Annotated in this window: 18 protein-coding genes; 7 read left to right on the top strand and 11 right to left on the bottom strand. The window is 60.7% G+C overall.

Going from position 1 to position 17135, the window contains the following annotated elements; genetic code table 11:
* Positions 1-116 precede the first annotated feature (116 nt).
* Both ABH912_RS11865 and ABH912_RS11860 read left to right on the top strand, forming a co-directional pair.
* Positions 117-941, top strand: coding sequence for an alpha/beta fold hydrolase (locus ABH912_RS11865; RefSeq protein ID WP_429510756.1), 825 nt, complete (start codon positions 117-119; stop codon positions 939-941).
* A gap of 154 nt (positions 942-1095) precedes the next feature.
* Positions 1096-2610: a hypothetical protein gene (locus ABH912_RS11860; protein ID WP_429510755.1), complete on the top strand. Its 1515-nt coding sequence runs from the start codon at positions 1096-1098 to the stop codon at positions 2608-2610.
* A gap of 47 nt (positions 2611-2657) precedes the next feature.
* On the opposite strand, the gene dsbG is transcribed toward ABH912_RS11860, so the two are convergent.
* The 3 genes from dsbG to dsbD are packed head-to-tail and all read right to left on the bottom strand — an operon-like array spanning position 2658 to position 6006.
* Entirely contained in the window at positions 2658-3428 is a 771-nt protein-coding gene (gene dsbG / locus ABH912_RS11855; protein ID WP_429510754.1) for a thiol:disulfide interchange protein DsbG, read from the bottom strand.
* Positions 3404-4270 (bottom strand): prolipoprotein diacylglyceryl transferase family protein, encoded by an 867-nt coding sequence (locus tag ABH912_RS11850; protein WP_429510753.1) that lies wholly within the window; start codon positions 4268-4270, stop codon positions 3404-3406. Before ABH912_RS11850 ends, dsbG begins: the two co-directional genes overlap by 25 nt.
* Positions 4270-6006 (bottom strand): protein-disulfide reductase DsbD, encoded by a 1737-nt coding sequence (gene dsbD, locus ABH912_RS11845; RefSeq protein ID WP_429510752.1) that lies wholly within the window; start codon positions 6004-6006, stop codon positions 4270-4272. Before dsbD ends, ABH912_RS11850 begins: the two co-directional genes overlap by 1 nt.
* 153 nt (positions 6007-6159) lie before the next feature.
* Here dsbD and ABH912_RS11840 point away from each other — a divergent pair, with 153 nt between their 5' ends.
* The 5 genes from ABH912_RS11840 to ABH912_RS11820 all read left to right on the top strand — a co-directional run bounded on the left by ABH912_RS11840 (position 6160) and on the right by ABH912_RS11820 (position 10716).
* Positions 6160-6843, top strand: a complete 684-nt coding sequence (locus ABH912_RS11840) for a response regulator (protein WP_033059189.1) — start codon at positions 6160-6162, stop codon at positions 6841-6843.
* Positions 6840-8165 carry an ATP-binding protein gene (locus ABH912_RS11835; RefSeq protein ID WP_033059190.1) on the top strand — a complete coding sequence of 442 codons (1326 nt, stop codon included), beginning with the start codon at positions 6840-6842 and terminating at the stop codon, positions 8163-8165. The genes ABH912_RS11840 and ABH912_RS11835 overlap by 4 nt, the downstream gene beginning before the upstream one ends.
* Before the next feature lie 266 nt (positions 8166-8431).
* Positions 8432-8917, top strand: coding sequence for a GNAT family N-acetyltransferase (locus tag ABH912_RS11830; RefSeq protein ID WP_033059192.1), 486 nt, complete (start codon positions 8432-8434; stop codon positions 8915-8917).
* 77 nt (positions 8918-8994) lie between these two features.
* The gene (locus ABH912_RS11825) at positions 8995-10407 is read left to right on the top strand and encodes an aspartate aminotransferase family protein (RefSeq protein ID WP_033059193.1); all 1413 of its coding nucleotides are present in this window, start codon (positions 8995-8997) and stop codon (positions 10405-10407) included.
* Positions 10408-10488: 81 nt separating this feature from the next.
* Positions 10489-10716 (top strand): MbtH family protein, encoded by a 228-nt coding sequence (locus ABH912_RS11820; protein ID WP_033059194.1) that lies wholly within the window; start codon positions 10489-10491, stop codon positions 10714-10716.
* 76 nt (positions 10717-10792) lie between these two features.
* On the opposite strand, the gene ABH912_RS11815 is transcribed toward ABH912_RS11820, so the two are convergent.
* Genes ABH912_RS11815 through ABH912_RS11780 form a run of 8 tightly spaced genes read right to left on the bottom strand, consistent with a single transcriptional unit; the run spans position 10793 to position 17062 of the window.
* Positions 10793-11707, bottom strand: coding sequence for a metal ABC transporter substrate-binding protein (locus tag ABH912_RS11815; RefSeq protein WP_429510751.1), 915 nt, complete (start codon positions 11705-11707; stop codon positions 10793-10795).
* The gene (locus tag ABH912_RS11810) at positions 11708-12607 is read right to left on the bottom strand and encodes a metal ABC transporter permease (RefSeq protein ID WP_003226663.1); all 900 of its coding nucleotides are present in this window, start codon (positions 12605-12607) and stop codon (positions 11708-11710) included. It lies immediately after the preceding gene.
* Complete coding sequence (locus tag ABH912_RS11805) at positions 12607-13470, bottom strand: metal ABC transporter ATP-binding protein (RefSeq protein WP_429510750.1); 864 nt, start codon at positions 13468-13470, stop codon at positions 12607-12609. Before ABH912_RS11805 ends, ABH912_RS11810 begins: the two co-directional genes overlap by 1 nt.
* The gene (locus tag ABH912_RS11800; protein WP_429510749.1) at positions 13467-14393 is read right to left on the bottom strand and encodes a metal ABC transporter substrate-binding protein; all 927 of its coding nucleotides are present in this window, start codon (positions 14391-14393) and stop codon (positions 13467-13469) included. The genes ABH912_RS11805 and ABH912_RS11800 overlap by 4 nt, the downstream gene beginning before the upstream one ends.
* A gap of 35 nt (positions 14394-14428) precedes the next feature.
* Positions 14429-15001 (bottom strand): DUF6162 family protein, encoded by a 573-nt coding sequence (locus ABH912_RS11795; protein ID WP_429510748.1) that lies wholly within the window; start codon positions 14999-15001, stop codon positions 14429-14431.
* Positions 14998-15327 (bottom strand): hypothetical protein, encoded by a 330-nt coding sequence (locus tag ABH912_RS11790; protein ID WP_429510747.1) that lies wholly within the window; start codon positions 15325-15327, stop codon positions 14998-15000. The genes ABH912_RS11795 and ABH912_RS11790 overlap by 4 nt, the downstream gene beginning before the upstream one ends.
* Entirely contained in the window at positions 15324-15866 is a 543-nt protein-coding gene (locus tag ABH912_RS11785) for a hypothetical protein (RefSeq protein ID WP_008152768.1), read from the bottom strand. Before ABH912_RS11785 ends, ABH912_RS11790 begins: the two co-directional genes overlap by 4 nt.
* Positions 15863-17062: a PepSY-associated TM helix domain-containing protein gene (locus tag ABH912_RS11780; RefSeq protein ID WP_429510746.1), complete on the bottom strand. Its 1200-nt coding sequence runs from the start codon at positions 17060-17062 to the stop codon at positions 15863-15865. The genes ABH912_RS11785 and ABH912_RS11780 overlap by 4 nt, the downstream gene beginning before the upstream one ends.
* Between the last annotated feature and the right edge of the window lie 73 nt (positions 17063-17135).

The following is a 17135-nucleotide window of genomic DNA, read 5'->3' as shown; positions in this document are numbered from 1 at the left end:
TGCCCGCGAAGGCGTCATTGAAATGTGCGCGGAATTGCGCGTTGACTGTCGCTTCGGACCGGCTCAGGCTGCCTGTGCTTTTTTGGGTGGATCGCAATTCACAAAGGAGACAGTCAATGCCCTTCGTTACGGTTGATGGACAACCCCTTCACTACATTGATCAAGGCACCGGCCCTGCCGTTCTACTAGCCGGCAGTTATCTGTGGGACCAGGCCATGTGGGCGCCGCAGATCGCCGCCCTGTCGCAGCAATACCGGGTGATTGCTCTGGACCTCTGGGGCCACGGTGAGTCCGGGCGGATGCCCGAGTGCACACACTCGCTGGATGACATTGCGCGCCAGGCACTGGCGCTGCTCGATCATCTGGACATCGACTGTGTCACGCTGGTCGGTCTCTCGGTCGGCGGCATGTGGGGCGTGCGTCTGGCGCTGTCGGCGCCGCAGCGGATCAACGGTCTGGTGCTGATGGACACCTACGTCGGCGTCGAGCCGGAACCGACTCGCCAGTACTATTTCTCGCTGTTCAAACAGATCGAAGACACCGGCGTGATCGCGCCGCAGCTGCTCGACATCGTCGTGCCGATCTTCTTCCGCCCGGGCATCGATCCGCAGTCAGCGCTGTATCAGGATTTCCGCGCCAAACTGGCCGCACTGCCGCCGGAGCGTCTGCGCGAGAGCATCGTGCCGATGGGGCGGATTACGTTTGGACGGGATGATCTGTTGCCGCGTCTGGGCGAGTTGAATCCTGACACCACGCTACTGATGTGTGGCGATCAGGACAAGCCGCGACCGCCGTCGGAGACGAAGGAGATGGCCGAGTTGATTGGTTGTCCGTATCTGGTGGTGCCGGAAGCGGGGCATATCTCCAATCTGGAGAATCCGCAGTTTGTCACCGACGCGCTGCTGACATTTCTGTCTGAGCGGAATCAGCACAGCGCTTGAAGTTGATCTTTGGTCTATAGACCGTCGGTCGGATACACGGTTTTTGGCACTAATTACTGTCAACTTTGACAGTAGCGAAACCCTCCTGTTAGCAGACTTAATAGCTTCACCCACATTGGGTTATCCAGTGTTTATCCCTGACAGGAGGTCTGCCATGTCCAATCAGAAACTCGGCGATTTGGAGTTACCGGTCCCCATCGTTGTAGAGGCTTCGCACAATTCCACACTGGCTCCAAGCAAAGCACAGGATGGCGCCCGGGTAAGGATTGAGTTTGAGGGTATTACCAGCGATCACGTTATCCAGTTTTTTTTGCAGCGCTCCGACGGCACACAGGTTTTCACCGCCCAATTACAAGGTGTTGGTACAGGTACCGAGTTTGTGGTTCCGAAGTGGGTCATTGGGGCCTGTATTGGCAAGACTGTAACGCTTTGGTACGAAGCAAATTTGGAGGAGTGCACGATGACTTCTCACAAGCTTGATCTGACGGTGGAACACATCGCACCAGCTGATCTGCCTGCACCACGGCTGCCCGATGTATTTAAGATAGAGGGAACGGAGTTTCTGGACCTGCGTCGATTCAGTGGGGACGCCCGGGTGCAGCTCGTTCCCTGGATGTTCATTGCTTTGGGGCAACGGATTTGGATAAGCGCCATCGGGCAACGCAGTTATCCCAATCATGAGACCCATGAGCTGGTGACGGCACTAGAAGTGACCTCAGAGCAGGCCAGCAATGGTCTGGAATTGGTTATTCCTCGTGCCTGGCTGAGTGGGCTCGACGACAAATCGGCGTTGACGCTCAAGACCTTAGTGACCTTCGATGCAAGCCCGGATTTGGAGACCGCTCACGAGCTGCCGCGCACGACTCATTTGCTGCGCATATCGGATACCAATCTGCTGGCGCCGACGGTCGAACAGGCACCAGAGGGTGTTCTCGATCCGGATCGGACCCCAGAGGGGGCCACGATCACTATCAAATTTGACGGGATGAAAGGCACCGATACGATTATCCCGCGGTGGAGCGGAACTCCGGGTAACGGCACTCCGATATTTGAGAGTCGACCGGGCTCTGATCTGGGACTGATAAAGGTCGTTGTTCCTGCCTTGGCGGTTAGTGCGAATGAGGGCAAAACGGTCGAGGTTGACTACAGCGTACTTAGGAGCGACATCGAACGACCCTCACCAGTAACGCGGGTGACGGTGCAGAGGCGACGTTATGAACACCGGGAAAATTTTGATGGGCAACCGACTCAGTTGATTACTTCGGGGCAATCTATTGAGATTGCGACCATGACCATTAAATTTATCAAGGGGGGGGGGACTGCGGGGATTATGCCCTTCTCCAACACCAAAGGCATTTTGGAGGGACCTGCAATTGGGATGTGTGTGAACGTAGGTACGCAGATTCCTGCACAGTGTTTGCGCGTTGAGTTTAAAACCGATTACGACCGAATCAGTTTCGCATGGAGTCACCATCATCTTCCTGGTGAAATAGCCTATTTCGATTCAAGTGATGTCCTGCTCGGTACTCAGCGCTTTGCTGGTTTTAACCAAGGTGAACCCTTGCATCATTGGGTCGATTTTTCGGCTCCTCAACGAGGGCGCATAGCAAGCATGGAAGTTACTGTTCAGGACTACAGCTTTCTGGATTTCTTCACCATGTGTGGTTGATCGTCAAGGAGTATGCAAAAGCCCGCGTTTTAACGCGGGCCTTTTTATCACTTAGGCCCGAGAATTTGCACCAACTTGTCTGGCGACGGCGCGCCTTGCTGTTGTTGCAGCTCGCCCTTGTCGTCCATGTAGAAAATCGCCGGGGTGGCCTGCAGCTCCAGGTCTTCCATCAACTGCATGTTGGCCGCCAGTTTCGCCTGAATCGCCGGGGGCACGTTTTTCAGGGCTTTTAGCGAGCTGTCCTTGCCTGCTTTCTCATGGTCTTCCAGCGCTTTCTGCGGATCCTTGGCGGCCAGCAGTGCAGCCGATTTTCCCGGACTGTCTTCGCGAATGATGCCAACCATGATGTGCCGCAACTGCACCTTGCCAGCCTTGACCCATGGCCGCGCCTGTTCCCAGAACACGTTGCAATAAGGGCAGTTCGGATCGCTGAACAGGTACACGATCCGTGGTGCATCTTTCTTGCCGTCGCCGATCCAGTTGCTGGTTTCCATCTTGCCCCAGACTTCCTTGGCCATCGGTGCGTAAACCAGCTTTTGCAACGGCGCGCTGCTCAGGTCTTTGCCCTCGGCGTCGTACAGATTGCCGAGCAGCACGTGCTTGCCATCCGGGGTCAGGTACAACGCTATGCCGTGGTTCTGGTACTTCGCCGCATAACCGCGCAAGCCGTCGGGTGCGTCGAATTGGCCGACGATTTTCGCGCCCTTGGCTTCGATTTTCTTGATCGCTTCGGGCAATTCTTCGGCGGCCTGCACCGACGGTAGATGCAGGAGGGCGGCGCCCAGGGTCAACGTCAGCAGGTGGCGGAGGCGGGGCATGGCAGTTTCCTTGAAGAGGTGGCCGGTACGGCAGGATTCGGGGTGTCGAAGTTTTCCAGAGCGCGGGCCAGGCTGGCTTCCGACAACTCACCCAGATGGCTGCCCAACAGGCGACCGTCGGGGCTATAGAACAGCGTAGTTGGCAACGCCATGGAGCCGACGGCCTGACCCAATCGGCCACTGCCGTCGAACAGCACGTTGGACAGGCTCAGGCCCTGGGTTTCCAGAAAAGTACTGACGCTTTGCATGCTTTCAGCCTGGTTGACGAACAGGAACGTCAGGTCCGGGCGGTGTTGCTGGGCGTTTTCCAGCACTGGCATTTCCCGACGGCACGGCGGACACCAGGTCGCCCAAAGATTGATCACCAACGGGCCGCCCTTGTAGTCCGCCAGTTGCACGGTTTCACCGGCGGCATTGCGCAGGGTAATTTCCGGCAGGCGTGTGCCTTGCTCGTAAAGGGTCAGGGAAAAGGTCGCCAGCAGCCAGAACGCCAGGCCACTGGCCACGCCAAAGCCCAACGGCCGGCGCAAGCCCGGTCGACGCCAGCCTCGATACAACGCGGCAAGCAGCAGCACGATCACACCCGGCCAGGCGAGGAAACCGCCGTCGCGCAGGTCGATGATCTGCCAGGGGTCATCGCGATAATGCATCCAGTAAACAGCCACAAAACTGACCCGGGCAGCCAGCATGCCGAGCAGGAACAGGCTGAACAACACCGACTCCGGATTCTCGCCGCCGCGCTTGGCCACCCGCCAGCCGATGAAGGTCGCCAGCGCCAGGGCGCTGATCAGCAGCAGGTGATTAAGCGCGATGGCAAAAGTGCCGAGGGTAAAGGTCAGCATTAACGGGCGTCTCGGGTAATGGTCCAGCGTTGCAGGAAGGTGCCGGCATCGACCTCACCGGTGATGCGCTGGCTGCGACGCTCGATGCCATCGGCACCGATCCACAGCAGGCTCGGTGGCCCCGGCACTTTATAACGGCCGAGCAGTTCACGGCTGGCGGCATTGTCGGCGGTGACGTCCAGCCGTAGCAAGCGCACATCGCTCAAGGCTTGCAGTACGTGAGCTTTGCCGAACACCTGTTTTTCCATGACCTTGCACGACACGCACCAGTCGGCGTAGTAGTCCAGCAGCACCCACTGGCCCTGAGCCTGTGCCGCGTCGAGTTCCCGTTGCAGAGCTGCCGGGTCCTTGATCGTGGTGAATGCGTCGTGGCCGACCGGGTTTGCGGCGCTGCTCGAGTTTGAAGCGCTGTAGACCTGCAATGGCTTCAACAGGTCGTCGCTGCCGCCGGCGGCACCGATCATCAGCAGGCTGCCCCACACACCCAGCAAGAGTGAGCTGGCGCCGAACACATGGGCGACGCGACCGAAACCTTCCGACTGCTTCCAGGCGCTGTACGCGGCAATCAACAGTAATGCACCGCACAAACCAATCCACAGTGATTCATCCAGCACCGGGCGCAGCATCAGCAACGCGGTGGCGAGGAACAGGAAGCCGAATACGCCCTTGAGCAGGTTCATCCAGGCGCCGGGTTTGGGCAGGAAGCGATTGCCGACGGTGACCAACACCAGCAGCGGCACACCGATGCCGATGCCCATGGCGAACAGAATCAGCCCGCCATGCAGCGCGTTGCCGCTTTGCGCGATGTAGAGCAAGGCGCCCGCCAGCGGGGCGGTCATGCACGGACCCACCAGTAAACCGGACAAGGCCCCCAACACACCGGCACCGAACAGGCTGCCGCCGCGTTGATTGCGCGAGACGTTTTCCAATCGATCACGCACGGCCACCGGCAGTTGCAACTCGAAAAAGCCGAACATCGGCAACGCCAGCAACACAAACACCGCCGCGAAACTGCCCAGCAACCAAGGGTTCTGCAACAACGCCTGCAGATTCGCCCCGAGCAGCGCGGCCAGCACGCCCATTGCCGCATACACCAGCGCCATGCTCACGACATAGCTGGTGGCCAAGGCGAAACCGCGCTTGGGCGTGGCGCCACTGCCGACGATTAAACCGCCCAGAATCGGCAGCATCGGCAGCGAGCAAGGCGTAAAGGCCAGCAACAGCCCCAGACCGAAGAACACCAGCAAACTCCAGCCCATTGCCCGCTGTTGCAGGCCGCTGGCCAGGGCTTGGTCCGGCGCTTCGTTTGCCGCAGCGATAGAGGCTTTGCCCCCCAGATCCACGACCTGAGTTTGCGGCGGGTAACACAACCCGGCATCGGCACAGCCCTGGAAGCCCACTTTGATTTGGCCCGTGGCGCCGGCCGGGATCTTCAGTTCCAGGCCTTGGCGATAGACCTGCTGTTCGCCGAAGAACTCGTCGCTGTGCGCTTCGCCTTCAGGCAATGCGGGATGGTGCTCAGCGGGCAAACCATCGAATTTCAGGCGTTTCTGATAAAGGTAATAACCGTCGGCGATCTGCCAATAGAGCTGGGTTTCACCGGATTCAAGACGTTCGGAGGTAAAGATGAACGCCTGGCCGACGGGAAGAAAATCGGCTTTGGTCGCAAACGGATCAGTCCCTGCCTGGGCCAGACCCGAGATCAAGAGAACAAAAAATACAAACAGTCGACGCATGGGTAAGCCTTATCCCTGTGCAAGTGAGGTGCAGAATGGGAGGCGGCGATTAACCGATGATTAACCACAGTGGCCTTGTGGCAATGGCGCTTGCGGCATAATGTCCGCTTAATCGGCCACCGGCCTAATCACCTTTTTTCAACAGGTCTCACCATGCACGTACTGGTTTGCGAAGACGACGAGTTGATCGCCAGCGGCATTGTCGCCGGCCTCACCGCTCAGGGCCTGACGGTAGAGCATGTCGCCACCGCAGCGTCGGCCCGGGCGATGCTCAAGGTCGCCGAGTTCGATGTGATGGTGCTCGACCTCGGTCTGCCCGATGAAGACGGTTTGAAGCTGCTGCAGCAGTTGCGACACAGCGGTCTGGAAATCCCGGTGTTGATCCTCACCGCCCGGGATGCAGTCACCGACCGCGTCGACGGCTTGCAAGCCGGCGCTGACGATTACCTGCTCAAACCGTTCGACCTGCGTGAACTCGCCGCGCGTTTGCATACGTTGCTACGACGAGTGGCGGGGCGTAGCGTCAACCTGATCGAACACGGCCGTCTGACCTACGACCCGAGCAGCCGCGAAACCATGCTCGGCGGCCAGCCGGTGGACCTTTCCCGTCGTGAGCAGTCGCTGTTGCAGGCCTTGCTGCATAACCGGGGTCGGGTGCTGTCCACCGAGCAACTGAAAGACAGCGTTTATGGTTTTAACGATGAGCTGGAAAGCAACGCCCTCAACGTGCATATCCATCACCTGCGGCGCAAACTCGGCAATGGCATTGTCGAGACGGTGCGCGGCCTGGGCTATCGCCTGGGGCCGGCCGATGGTGGCGAGGAATTGAAAAAGTGATGAGCCTGCGTTTGCGCCTGAGCCTGACACTCGGCGCCGCTTTTGCCCTGATCTGGGCCTTGGCTGCGGCCTGGATGCTCAGCGACCTGCGCAATCAGATGATGTTTTCCCTCGACCAGCGCCTGGTGGCGTCGGCACGCATGGTCGCCGGCCTGATGGAGCAACTGCCGCCATTGCCGAGCAAGGGCGAGGGCACCCATTTCAGCGCTGAACAACTGAACCTCCCCGGCGGCATGGCTTGCCAGGTCAGTTCATTGCGCGGCGAAATCCTCGCCCGCAGTCACACCGATCCGCAACAAACCCTGGAAGCCGAGAAAATGGGCTTTCACGACCAGATGATCGACGGCGCACCGTGGCGCAGTTTCACCCTGGCCCGCGGCGACGTGCGCATCACCACGGCCGACCGGCAGATCGAGCGTGAGGCGCTGAACATGTCGATCCTGCTGGCGGCTTCGGTGCCGGTGGGCGTGGCGTTGCTCGGTTGCCTGTGCCTGCTCTGGCTGGGGATCGGCCAGGGGCTGGCGCCACTCAACCGCATGCGCGATGCCTTGATGCGCCGCAGCGCCGACTCCCTGGAACCGCTGCAGATCCAGCCGCTGCCCAGCGAACTGCAACCGTTGCTGGACACCCAGAATCAGCTGTTCCAACGGATCGGCAAGACCATCGAACGGGAACGCCGCCTGACCGGTGACGCCGCCCATGAATTGCGCAGCCCGCTGACGGCGATCAAGACCCACCTGCAAGTGGCGCGCATGACCGACGGCGCGGCTCGGGATCAATCCCTGGCCCGGGCCGAAGAGGGCGCCGATCGCCTGCACCGGACCCTTGAACAATTGCTGCTGCTGGCGCGGGTCGAGGGCAGTCTGTCGTTCGATGACGGCGTGCAATGCAGCGCCGAGCAGGTGGCGAAACTGGCGATTCAGGACGCCGCCAGCGGTGATCGTCAGCGGATCAAATTTCAGATGCCGACGAAAATCTCTCACGCCCCGGTGCAAATGCCCGCAGTGCTGTCGATTGCCGCGTTGCGCAACCTGCTGGACAACGCCCTGCGCCATACCCCGGGCGAAGGGGCGGTGGAGCTGAGCCTGGAAACCACTGGCAGCCGTGTGCGCTTTTTGGTCCGCGACCACGGCCCGGGGATTGCTGAAGACGATCTGCAACACCTGACCCAACGCTTCTGGCGCAACGGCCAGAGCACCGGCTGCGGACTGGGTCTGGCGATTGTCCAGGCGATCGTCCAGCGCTGTGGTTGCACCCTGCATTTCGACAGTCGGCCGGACGGGTTGCGGGTTGAGTTGACCATGCCTTTGCAGCCGGCGTGAACTTCAAAATCCACCCCTCACCCCAATGGGGAGAGGGGAAAGGGAGCCGATTTTCATGCTTTTCAAAAACTGAGTTCGACTCGGACTTTCAGGTCGATGTAGCTCTAAGAACACCTCGGTCAATTCCCTCGCCCCTTGGGGAGAGGGTTAGGGTGAGGGGGGATTCTGCAGGCACACCAAATGTAACGTCTCTCCATTAGCTACCTTGCTCCCACAGCGCTATCGTCCCCGGCAGCTTTTTCTCAATGGATTGAGGTAACAGCGCCATGGATGCACCCCTACACATCTGCAAGGCAACCCCCGCCGACGCCGGCATTATCAGCCGGATCGTCGAGCGCTCCATTCGCGTGGGTTGCGCGCTCGACCATCGCAACGATCCACTCACCGTCGCCACCTGGACCCACAACAAAACCATCGAACACGTGCAGCCTTGGCTGACCGACGAGCGGTTGTACCTGAACATCGCCCTGTTGCAGGACAAACCGGTCGGCGTCGCGATGGCGGCGATCAGCGGTAAGGTCGCGTTTTGTTACGTGCAGCCGGAATGGTTTCGTCGCGGCGCCGGGCAAGCGCTGGTGCGCGACCTCGAAGGCTGGTTGACCAATCAGGGTCTGCGCCAGGCCCGACTCAACAGCACCCGCACCAGCGAAGCGTTTTACCGTCGTCTGGGTTACCAGCCTTGCGCTGAAACCTTCACGGTGGCGGGGCTCCACGCCATCCCCATGCACAAAGCGCTGACACCCCCTTCATAGAAAGCTGATCGAGGGTCTAAATCCTCGGCGCCCTGATGCGTTTCCAGAACAGGAAAACCTTATTGAGGGGTCGAGAGATGTCAGTCGCTACCAGCCTTATGGAAGATCAGTCGGCCCGGATCACTCCGGCGCCGACCGAGACGCTTTATCAGTTCAATGACTCGCCGCTGCTGGCCCGTCAAAACCAGCAGGAATCGAATGCCCGCAGCTATCCGCGACGCATTCCCCTGGCCCTCAAGCGTGCCAAGGGCATTTATGTCGAAGACGTCGAAGGCCGCCGTTTCATCGACTGCCTGGCTGGCGCAGGGACATTGGCCCTTGGGCACAACCATCCGGTGGTGATCGAAGCAATCCAGCAAGTGCTGACCGATGAATTGCCGCTGCACACCCTCGACCTGACCACCCCGGTCAAGGATCAATTCGTCCAGGACCTGTTCGGTCTGCTGCCGCCGGCTTTGGCCGCTGAAGCCAGGATTCAGTTTTGTGGCCCGACCGGCACCGACGCGGTGGAAGCTGCGCTGAAACTGGTGCGCACCGCCACCGAACGCAGCACCGTGCTGTCGTTCCAGGGGGGTTATCACGGCATGAGCCAGGGCGCGCTGAGCCTGATGGGCAGTCTGGGGCCGAAGAAACCCTTGGGCGCCTTGCTCAGCAGCGGCGTGCAGTTCATGCCGTATCCCTATGATTACCGTTGCCCGTTTGGTCTCGGCGGCGCGCAAGGCGTGCAGGTCAATCTGAATTACCTGGAAAACCTGCTGAATGATCCCGAGGCTGGCGTGCAATTGCCGGCCGCGGTGATCGTCGAAGTGGTGCAGGGCGAGGGCGGGGTGATCCCGGCCGATCTCGATTGGTTGCGCGGTCTGCGGCGGATTACCGAGAAGGCCGGCGTGGCGCTGATCGTCGATGAAATCCAGAGCGGTTTTGCCCGCACCGGCAAGATGTTCGCCTTCGAACACGCCGGGATTATTCCGGACGTGGTGGTCATGTCTAAAGCCATCGGCGGCAGTCTGCCGCTGGCCGTGGTGGTCTACCGCGACTGGCTCGACACCTGGCTGCCGGGCGCCCATGCCGGGACCTTCCGCGGCAATCAAATGGCCATGGCCGCAGGTTCTGCGGTGATGCGTTACCTGACCGAACACAAGGTCTGCGAGCACGCCGTCGCTATGGGCGAACGCTTGAGCGAACACCTGCGCATCCTGCAACGGGACTTTCCTCAACTGGGTGATATTCGCGGTCGCGGCTTGATGCTGGGTGTTGAACTGGTCGATCCGACTGGCGAGCCGGATGCGCTGGGTCATCCGCCAATCTTCGGTCGTCTGGCGCCGCTGGTGCAGCGTGAATGCCTCAAGCGCGGTTTGATTCTTGAACTGGGCGGTCGTCATGGCGGCGTGGTGCGTTTCCTGCCGCCGCTGGTGATTACTGCAGCGGAAATCGATCAAGTGGCCGAGATTTTCGGCCGGGCCATGGCCGCTGCCAACGCCAGCCTCTAAATTTTTCAGCCTCTGACACGTTCCTTCTACATAACGGCTGCGCACGCAGTGCAGCCCACCCTACAGCGATGGAGAAACACCATGACTTCAGTATTCGACCGCGAGGACATCCTCTTTCAGGTCGTGGTCAACCACGAAGAGCAGTACTCGATCTGGCCCGACTACAAAGCCGTGCCTGCAGGCTGGCGCACCGTGGGCAAGAGTGGCTTGAAGAAGGAATGCCTGGCGTACATCGAAGAAACCTGGACTGACATGCGTCCGCTGAGCTTGCGCCAGAAGATGGAAGAGCAGGCGGCTGCTGCTCACTAAGTCACCGCGCAAAAAGAAGCCCGCTGAACCGATATCGGTCAGCGGGCTTTTTGTTAGGGTTGAACATCAAAAGATCTTAGGCCGATGGCTTGCCGCTCAACCCCTTGATCAGCAAATCCACATTCCCCTCCAGCTCAGCCACCGGATCCGTCGCATCCACACTCAACACCACCAACCGACTGCCTGACTCTGCGATTACCACTTTCACCGCCTCCGACGGCTGTCGATGATGCAGCACCACCGCCACGTCATTGTCCTTGAGTGCCGCGCCCAATTGCTTGAGCGCTTCAGGTGTCCACTCGGCGTCCGGCCGTGCATCGAGGCCGATCAGTTCCAGGTTCAGACCGCCAATCAGGTAGCCAAAGTGATCGCTCAGGCTCATCACGCTGAGGTTGTCGGCACTGGCCAACCGCGCTTCGCTGTCAGCGCTGAGCTTGAGCAAGCGCTGTTTGAGCGTCGCCAAGTTAGCCTCGATCTTCGGCTTGGCCGCGGGCGCCAGGCGCACCAGGTCCGCCGCCATGACGTCCGCCATCCGCCCCATGTTGTTGCTGGACAACCACGGCTGACTGTTCAAACCATCGACTTTGTTGCCGGGTTGCACGGCGATGCCGGGCAGGGCGCCGTCCACCGGGCGCGCGGCATCGACTTCGACGATACGAATGTTGCTGCGCCGCGAGATAAGGTAAAGCGGGTCATCCGCCCACAGCGAACGCAGGCCAATCACTGCATCGGCGTCGGTCGCCAGTTTGGCCAGCGCCGGAGCGCCACGCCCCGTGAAGTACGCAGTCTGACGGCTACCGGGCAGGTTCGCCGGCGCGGCACGTTCAAGGTTGATGTCGGTGCCTTTGAGCAAGACTTCGCCCAGACCATAGGTGATTGGCAAGGACGCCAATACGCGCAGGGGCTTGGCGCTGTCCGCCGCGAGCAGCGGGGTGTTGACCAGCCCACACAGGGCAAAGGCCAGGGTCAGTTGACGCAGAGGAAAAGACATTTATCCGAGATTCCCTTTCAGACTGGGGACAACGCCACGCGCAATGGCGGCGAGGGCGAAGGCGATACCGGCCACCAGAATGATCGCGGCACCGGACGGGATAGGCAGGTCGAACACAATCGGCGCGAGAATCCCGCACAGCGTGCTCACCGTGGCGATCAGCACCGAGCACCAGAAGAAGCCCTTCAGCGACTGACTCAGCAATCGCGCCGCCGCTGCCGGAATCACCAGCAGCGCACCGACCAGAATCGCGCCGATGACTTTCACCGCCGCCACGGTGATCAGGGTCACCAGAATCACAAACAGATAATCCAGCGTCTTCACCGCCACACCACGGACCGCCGCCAGTTGCGGATTGAAACTGGCCAGCATGATGCGGTTGTACAGCGGCAACGCGAGCGCCATGACCAGCGAACCGACGATGGCCAATACCAGCAGGTCATTGCCGTTGACGGTCAGCACCGAACCGAACAGCACGTTTTCGAGGATGTGGACGTTGATCTTGCCAGCCAGAATCAGCAGCAGACTGGCACCCAGCGCTAACGACACGGAAAGGAACACGCCGATCAAGGTATCCGGCGCCAGACCCGTGCGGTTGCGCAGGTAGTTCAGCAAGATGCCGAACAACAAGCAGTAGCCGAACAGGCTGCCGTAAGGCCCGGTGTACGGTTCGCCCAGCAGAATGCCGATGGCCACGCCGGTCAGCGCCGCGTGGCCTACCGCTTCGGAGAAAAACGCGAAGCGCTTGACCACCACCAACGTACCCAGACCGCCCAGCACCGGGCCGATCAGCAAGCCGGCGAGCAACGCGTTAACCACAAATCCATAGGCCAGCGCCTCGGGCAGATAACCTGACGAGGCCCAACCCTGGACCATCAAGCGAAAGGCTTCGTAACTCATCAGGCAGCGCTCCGTGGATGGGTCGAAAACAGGGTCAGCAGGCGTTCCGGGGTCAGCGCCTGTTTCGGCGTGGCATCGAACAGCACTCGGCGATTGAGCCCGGTGACGCGATCCGCCAACCGTCCAACCGCCTCCAGATCATGCTCGATCCACAGCACAGTGATACCGCTCTGGCGCCAGTCGCCGAGCAGTCGTTCGAACACCTGAATTCCCGCCTCATCCAAAGCCGACATCGGTTCATCCAACACCAACAAGTGCGGCGCTGGAATCAACCCTTGAGCCAACAACACCCGCTGGCGCTCACCGCCGGACAACGCACCCATGCGCCGCTTGCGTTTGTCCTGCATGCCGACCCGTTCCAGCGCTTCGCCAATCGCGGCAGCGTAGTGCTTGCTCAACCCGAGAAACGCCGGACGCCGCTGGCACATCGCGGCCATGAAATCGTCGACGGTCATTGGCAAACCCCGATCAAACTCCAACGCTTGGGGTACGTAGCCGATAGTTCCAGCTGTGCCGGGCCATTGCAGACTCAAGCGCCCCTGATGCGGCATCTGCCCGAGCAAGGTTTTGATCAGCGAACTTTTACCGCCGCCGTTGGGGCCGACCAGCGCATGCACGCTGCCGGGCTGGACCTGGAAGGTCACATTGTCGAGGATCGTCGTGCGACCCAGCGTCAAACTGACCTCCGCAAAATCCAAAGTAGGCCCCAAACCCTGTAGGAGTGAGCCTGCTCGCGATTGCGGTGTGTCATTTAGCGATGATGTTGACTGGCCGGACGCCTTCGCGAGCAGGCTCGCTCCTACAGGGGATTCGGTGTCAGTTAGATCGGGGGTTTGTGCACTGATGGTTTCTTTGGCAGTCATTGGCCGGACTCCTGAATCGCCCGGACCACGGTATTGAGGTTGCCGGTCATTTCCTTTTCATACTTGTCGGCGGTGTATTCGCCATAGGAAATGTGCGACAGCGGGTACAGCTTCACCCCGGACTCACGCTGGATGGTCTCGACGTAGGTGGACGGGAAATCCATTTCCGAGAAGATCACTTTCACGTCCAGTTCGCGCAGTTGATCGATGGTCTTTTTCAGCTGGCTCGGGCTCGGCTCGATGCCGTGGGCCGGTTCGACCACGGCGGTCACTTCCAGGCCGAATTCGCGCAGCAAATAGTCGTAAGCCGCGTGAACCGTGGCCACACGCAGTTCGGCGTTCGGCGCTTGGGTCAGTTTCGCCAGGGCGTCGGCGCGCATCTGCCGCAGGCGCTTGCTGTAGGCGCGGGCGTTCTGGGTGTAGATCTTGGCGTTGGCCGGGTCGAGCTTGCCCAGTTCCCGGGCGATGTTGTTGACCTGGGCAATCGAGGCGCTGATCGACAGGAACGTGTGCGGGTTTACCACCTTGCCAGCGCCGCGAGCGGTGACGCCGGTGGCGGCCAGCAACGGCACGTTTTCGTTGGCTTCGATTACCGGGACGTTCGGCGTTTCGCTGGCGGCGATCATTCGATCGGCAAAGTCGTCATGGCCGACACCGTTCAACACGACCACGTCCAGCCCGCTGATGCGCTTGATGTCTTCGGCGCGTGGCTCGTAGGCATGCGGGTTGAAACCGGCGGGAATCAGCGGCACCACCTCGGCCTTGTCACCGACGATGTTCGCCACGTAGCTGTAATAAGGGTGCAGGGTGATGCCGATGCGCAGGCGTTTGGTCTCGTCGGCATTGGCCAGCGGGGTCAGCAGACAAGCCAGTAAACCGACCAACAGCAGGCGCAAGAAACAACGTTGAGATGAAATAGGCATGGGAAAGCGGTCTTCTCTCGGGTGAAGGCGAGGGTTCAGTGCCGGTGCTGGCGGGTCACGCCGGCATCGAATTGCGCGACGATCTGCTGCCAGCCAGCGCTTTCGAGCGCGGCGTCGGTGAGGTCGGTCGGGGCTGCGAGGGCTTTGCCGCGGTTGAGCCAGACGTCCGGAGCATCGTCGTCAGCGGTCAAGCGCATCAGAAACGAACCCGCCACGGTGGGCGTCTGGCTTTGGCCGAAGTAAGCCTTGGCGTCGAGCAATTGCCAGACATGGCCGCCACGGCTGACGGAACTGGCGTCCTGGGCAAACGGTGCAAAACCTTCATCGGCAAGGGCGGCGGGGGCGGGCAGCGCCTGTTGCTCCTGGCGCAGCAGGTGAATTTCGTCGAGCGTCACCCGCAGGTCGGCGTAGATGCCTTGCTCGGACGCGCTCAAGTCACGACGGGCATCCAGTTGATGGCTGCCCACGCTGCTGACTTCCTGAGACTCACCACGCCAGGCGACCACCGAGCCGGCCACCGCCAGAATCATCAGGCACAACAGCAACACATAGAGGGTTTCATGGCCGGCACCGGCCGGGCGGACGATTTGCGTAGTCGGCGTACTCATGGGGCTTCGATGTCCGCTTGGTCGATCTCGACGACGTGGCCGGGACCTGCGTCGAACAGCACGTAGAACTCGGCGCCGGGCTTCTTGAAGGTCAGGGTCGAATCGGCGCCGAGCTTGCCCGGCACCAGGATGGTTTCGTCGTAGCCGATCACGTCCAGGGTCACCCCCGGCGCGCCGCTGCCGTCGGAGAAACCGCCGGTGCATTTGATCTGCTCGGCGTCGATGGCTTTGCATTCGCACATCGGGTTGTGGGCCAGGGCGCTGGCGCTGAAACCGGCGCAGAGCACCAGCAGCGCGGCGCTTAGAGGACGTATAACGTTGATCATGGTTTGCCTCCTTGTTGGTTCAGCCAGGCGAGGGTGGCCGGGGATGCCTGGCTCAGGGGGACGGAGGCCTGATGCATGGCGCCGTCCCAGCCTTCCATGGTGATCCACAGCTCGGCGTCGGCTTTGGTCTTCTCGGGGATCGGCAACATCGCGCCCATGCGGTACGGCGTGCCGAAGAAAATCACCCCGGCAGCGCGCAGGCTGCGTGGTTTGCCAATGCGCAGGTACGTCGCCTTGACCTGATCGCGGCAGCTGTCGCACAGCGCCGCATTGAAGCTTTTCATGTAGCCGGCCGGACCATCGAGGGTTGGTGCTTCGTTTCGCAGTTCGGCCAGACGCAGGCTCCAGGGGCCGACCTGAACCTCGCCGATCTCCCGCTCACCCAGGCCGGTGTCACCACGAAACAGCGCAGCGTCGGCGAAGTACTTGGGCATGAACCCCAGCGGCACCAGCAACAGCAGAACGTTGATGTGGAAGCGCCATTTGTGCCAGAAACGGCTCAGTTTCGAGCCCGGTTTGTCAGCGGCGAACAGGCTCATTGGCTGACCTCCGTGGTTTCACGGCTGTTGACCGCAGCGGCCTGACTGCGCGGGCGTTTATGGCTGCGCTTGAGGGCGTTGGCCGTGGCGAGAGCGGTACGCTTGGTCCAGATCAACAGGCCGCTTAGGATCATCATGCTGAGGATCAGGCCGAAGAAGAACCAGATCAGCTTGATCCAGATACCGCCGAAATCCCCGGTGTGCAGCGGACGCATGGACTCGGTCACCAACTCCAGGCCGGACCGGTCCGACAGCAGGCGGGTGGCGGCGATGTCGCCGGTGTACGGGTTGATGTCGGCGGTCTGGAACATCAGCGGATACCAACTGCGCCCGCCTACCGAGAGGTAGCTGTAGGCATTGGCAGGCAGGCTGACGAAGCTGTCGTCCAGGCCGGGAATACGTTCCTTGGCTTCGCGGATCGCCGTCTCCAGGCTGATCATCGGCGCCGGCGAACCGTCGGCAGTCAGCGGGACACTTTCACGCGGAACCACCGCAGCCACCGGCGCGGTGGATATCGAAATCTGGTTATCGAACATGAACGCCTGAATCAGAAACCAAGTGCTGGTGATGGAAATCACCGCGATAAACCAGATCGACCAGATGCCGCTGAGGCGATGAAAGTCGCCCCAGAAAATCCTCGCACCGTGACGAATGCGCAGGGTCGGTCGCAAGAAACCTTTCCAGAAGCGCTTGTAGACCACCAGCCCGGTCACCAAGGAAGCCAGCAGCGGCAAGCTCAGAAACGAAACCAGGTACCAGCCCCAGCTGTAACCGTTGGTGAACGGCACCAGCCACCAGCCATGCAGCGCGCGGGTAAACGCCTTGAAATTGAATGGCGGGGCGGTGCCCTGAATGACGCCGCTGTAGGGATTGACGTAAACCGTCACCGAGCGACCGTCGGGGTAGCTGACGTCCACGTCGAGGGCGAAGTGCGATTCATCGGGCCGACTGATGCCTTCGACCAGTGTGTTCGGTTCCGCCTTTTTGATCGCAGCAATGATCTGGTCATAGCTGAGCAGCGGCGCATCGTCCGAGGGTTGGCTGGCGCGCATTTGCGGGTTGGCCAGCCAGACGATTTCCTGGCTGACCACCGCCAGGGTGCCGGTCACGCAGACGATCAGCACGAAAAACCAGATCGGCAATGCCAGCCAGCTATGGACCAGAAACCAGAGTTTTGAACGGGATTTCTTCGACATGATTAAAGGTCTTGTTTCGATGAGCGGGCCTCTGCTGCGGGCTTCCCGGCGATGAGGTCCATGTAAGGCCGGG

It is taken from the genome of Pseudomonas sp. BT76 TE3572 (genome assembly GCF_050435365.1).
Taxonomy (GTDB): Bacteria; Pseudomonadota; Gammaproteobacteria; order Pseudomonadales; family Pseudomonadaceae; genus Aquipseudomonas; species Aquipseudomonas fluorescens_W.
This window is presented reverse-complemented; position numbering and strand designations above follow the sequence as displayed.

Excerpts from the sequence above, each read along its gene's own strand:
- ABH912_RS11785 (WP_008152768.1), bottom strand. The coding sequence starts at position 15,866 with ATGAGCCTGTTCGCCGCTGACAAACCGGGCTCGAAACTGAGCCGTTTC.
- ABH912_RS11850 (WP_429510753.1), bottom strand. The coding sequence starts at position 4,270 with ATGCTGACCTTTACCCTCGGCACTTTTGCCATCGCGCTTAATCACCTG.
- ABH912_RS11795 (WP_429510748.1), bottom strand. The coding sequence starts at position 15,001 with ATGAGTACGCCGACTACGCAAATCGTCCGCCCGGCCGGTGCCGGCCAT.
- ABH912_RS11780 (WP_429510746.1), bottom strand. The coding sequence starts at position 17,062 with ATGTCGAAGAAATCCCGTTCAAAACTCTGGTTTCTGGTCCATAGCTGG.
- ABH912_RS11865 (WP_429510756.1), top strand. The coding sequence starts at position 117 with ATGCCCTTCGTTACGGTTGATGGACAACCCCTTCACTACATTGATCAA.
- ABH912_RS11815 (WP_429510751.1), bottom strand. The coding sequence starts at position 11,707 with ATGTCTTTTCCTCTGCGTCAACTGACCCTGGCCTTTGCCCTGTGTGGG.
- dsbD (WP_429510752.1), bottom strand. The coding sequence starts at position 6,006 with ATGCGTCGACTGTTTGTATTTTTTGTTCTCTTGATCTCGGGTCTGGCC.
- ABH912_RS11820 (WP_033059194.1), top strand. The coding sequence starts at position 10,489 with ATGACTTCAGTATTCGACCGCGAGGACATCCTCTTTCAGGTCGTGGTC.
- ABH912_RS11805 (WP_429510750.1), bottom strand. The coding sequence starts at position 13,470 with ATGACTGCCAAAGAAACCATCAGTGCACAAACCCCCGATCTAACTGAC.
- ABH912_RS11790 (WP_429510747.1), bottom strand. The coding sequence starts at position 15,327 with ATGATCAACGTTATACGTCCTCTAAGCGCCGCGCTGCTGGTGCTCTGC.
- ABH912_RS11825 (WP_033059193.1), top strand. The coding sequence starts at position 8,995 with ATGTCAGTCGCTACCAGCCTTATGGAAGATCAGTCGGCCCGGATCACT.
- dsbG (WP_429510754.1), bottom strand. The coding sequence starts at position 3,428 with ATGCCCCGCCTCCGCCACCTGCTGACGTTGACCCTGGGCGCCGCCCTC.
- ABH912_RS11840 (WP_033059189.1), top strand. The coding sequence starts at position 6,160 with ATGCACGTACTGGTTTGCGAAGACGACGAGTTGATCGCCAGCGGCATT.
- ABH912_RS11800 (WP_429510749.1), bottom strand. The coding sequence starts at position 14,393 with ATGCCTATTTCATCTCAACGTTGTTTCTTGCGCCTGCTGTTGGTCGGT.
- ABH912_RS11810 (WP_003226663.1), bottom strand. The coding sequence starts at position 12,607 with ATGAGTTACGAAGCCTTTCGCTTGATGGTCCAGGGTTGGGCCTCGTCA.
- ABH912_RS11860 (WP_429510755.1), top strand. The coding sequence starts at position 1,096 with ATGTCCAATCAGAAACTCGGCGATTTGGAGTTACCGGTCCCCATCGTT.
- ABH912_RS11830 (WP_033059192.1), top strand. The coding sequence starts at position 8,432 with ATGGATGCACCCCTACACATCTGCAAGGCAACCCCCGCCGACGCCGGC.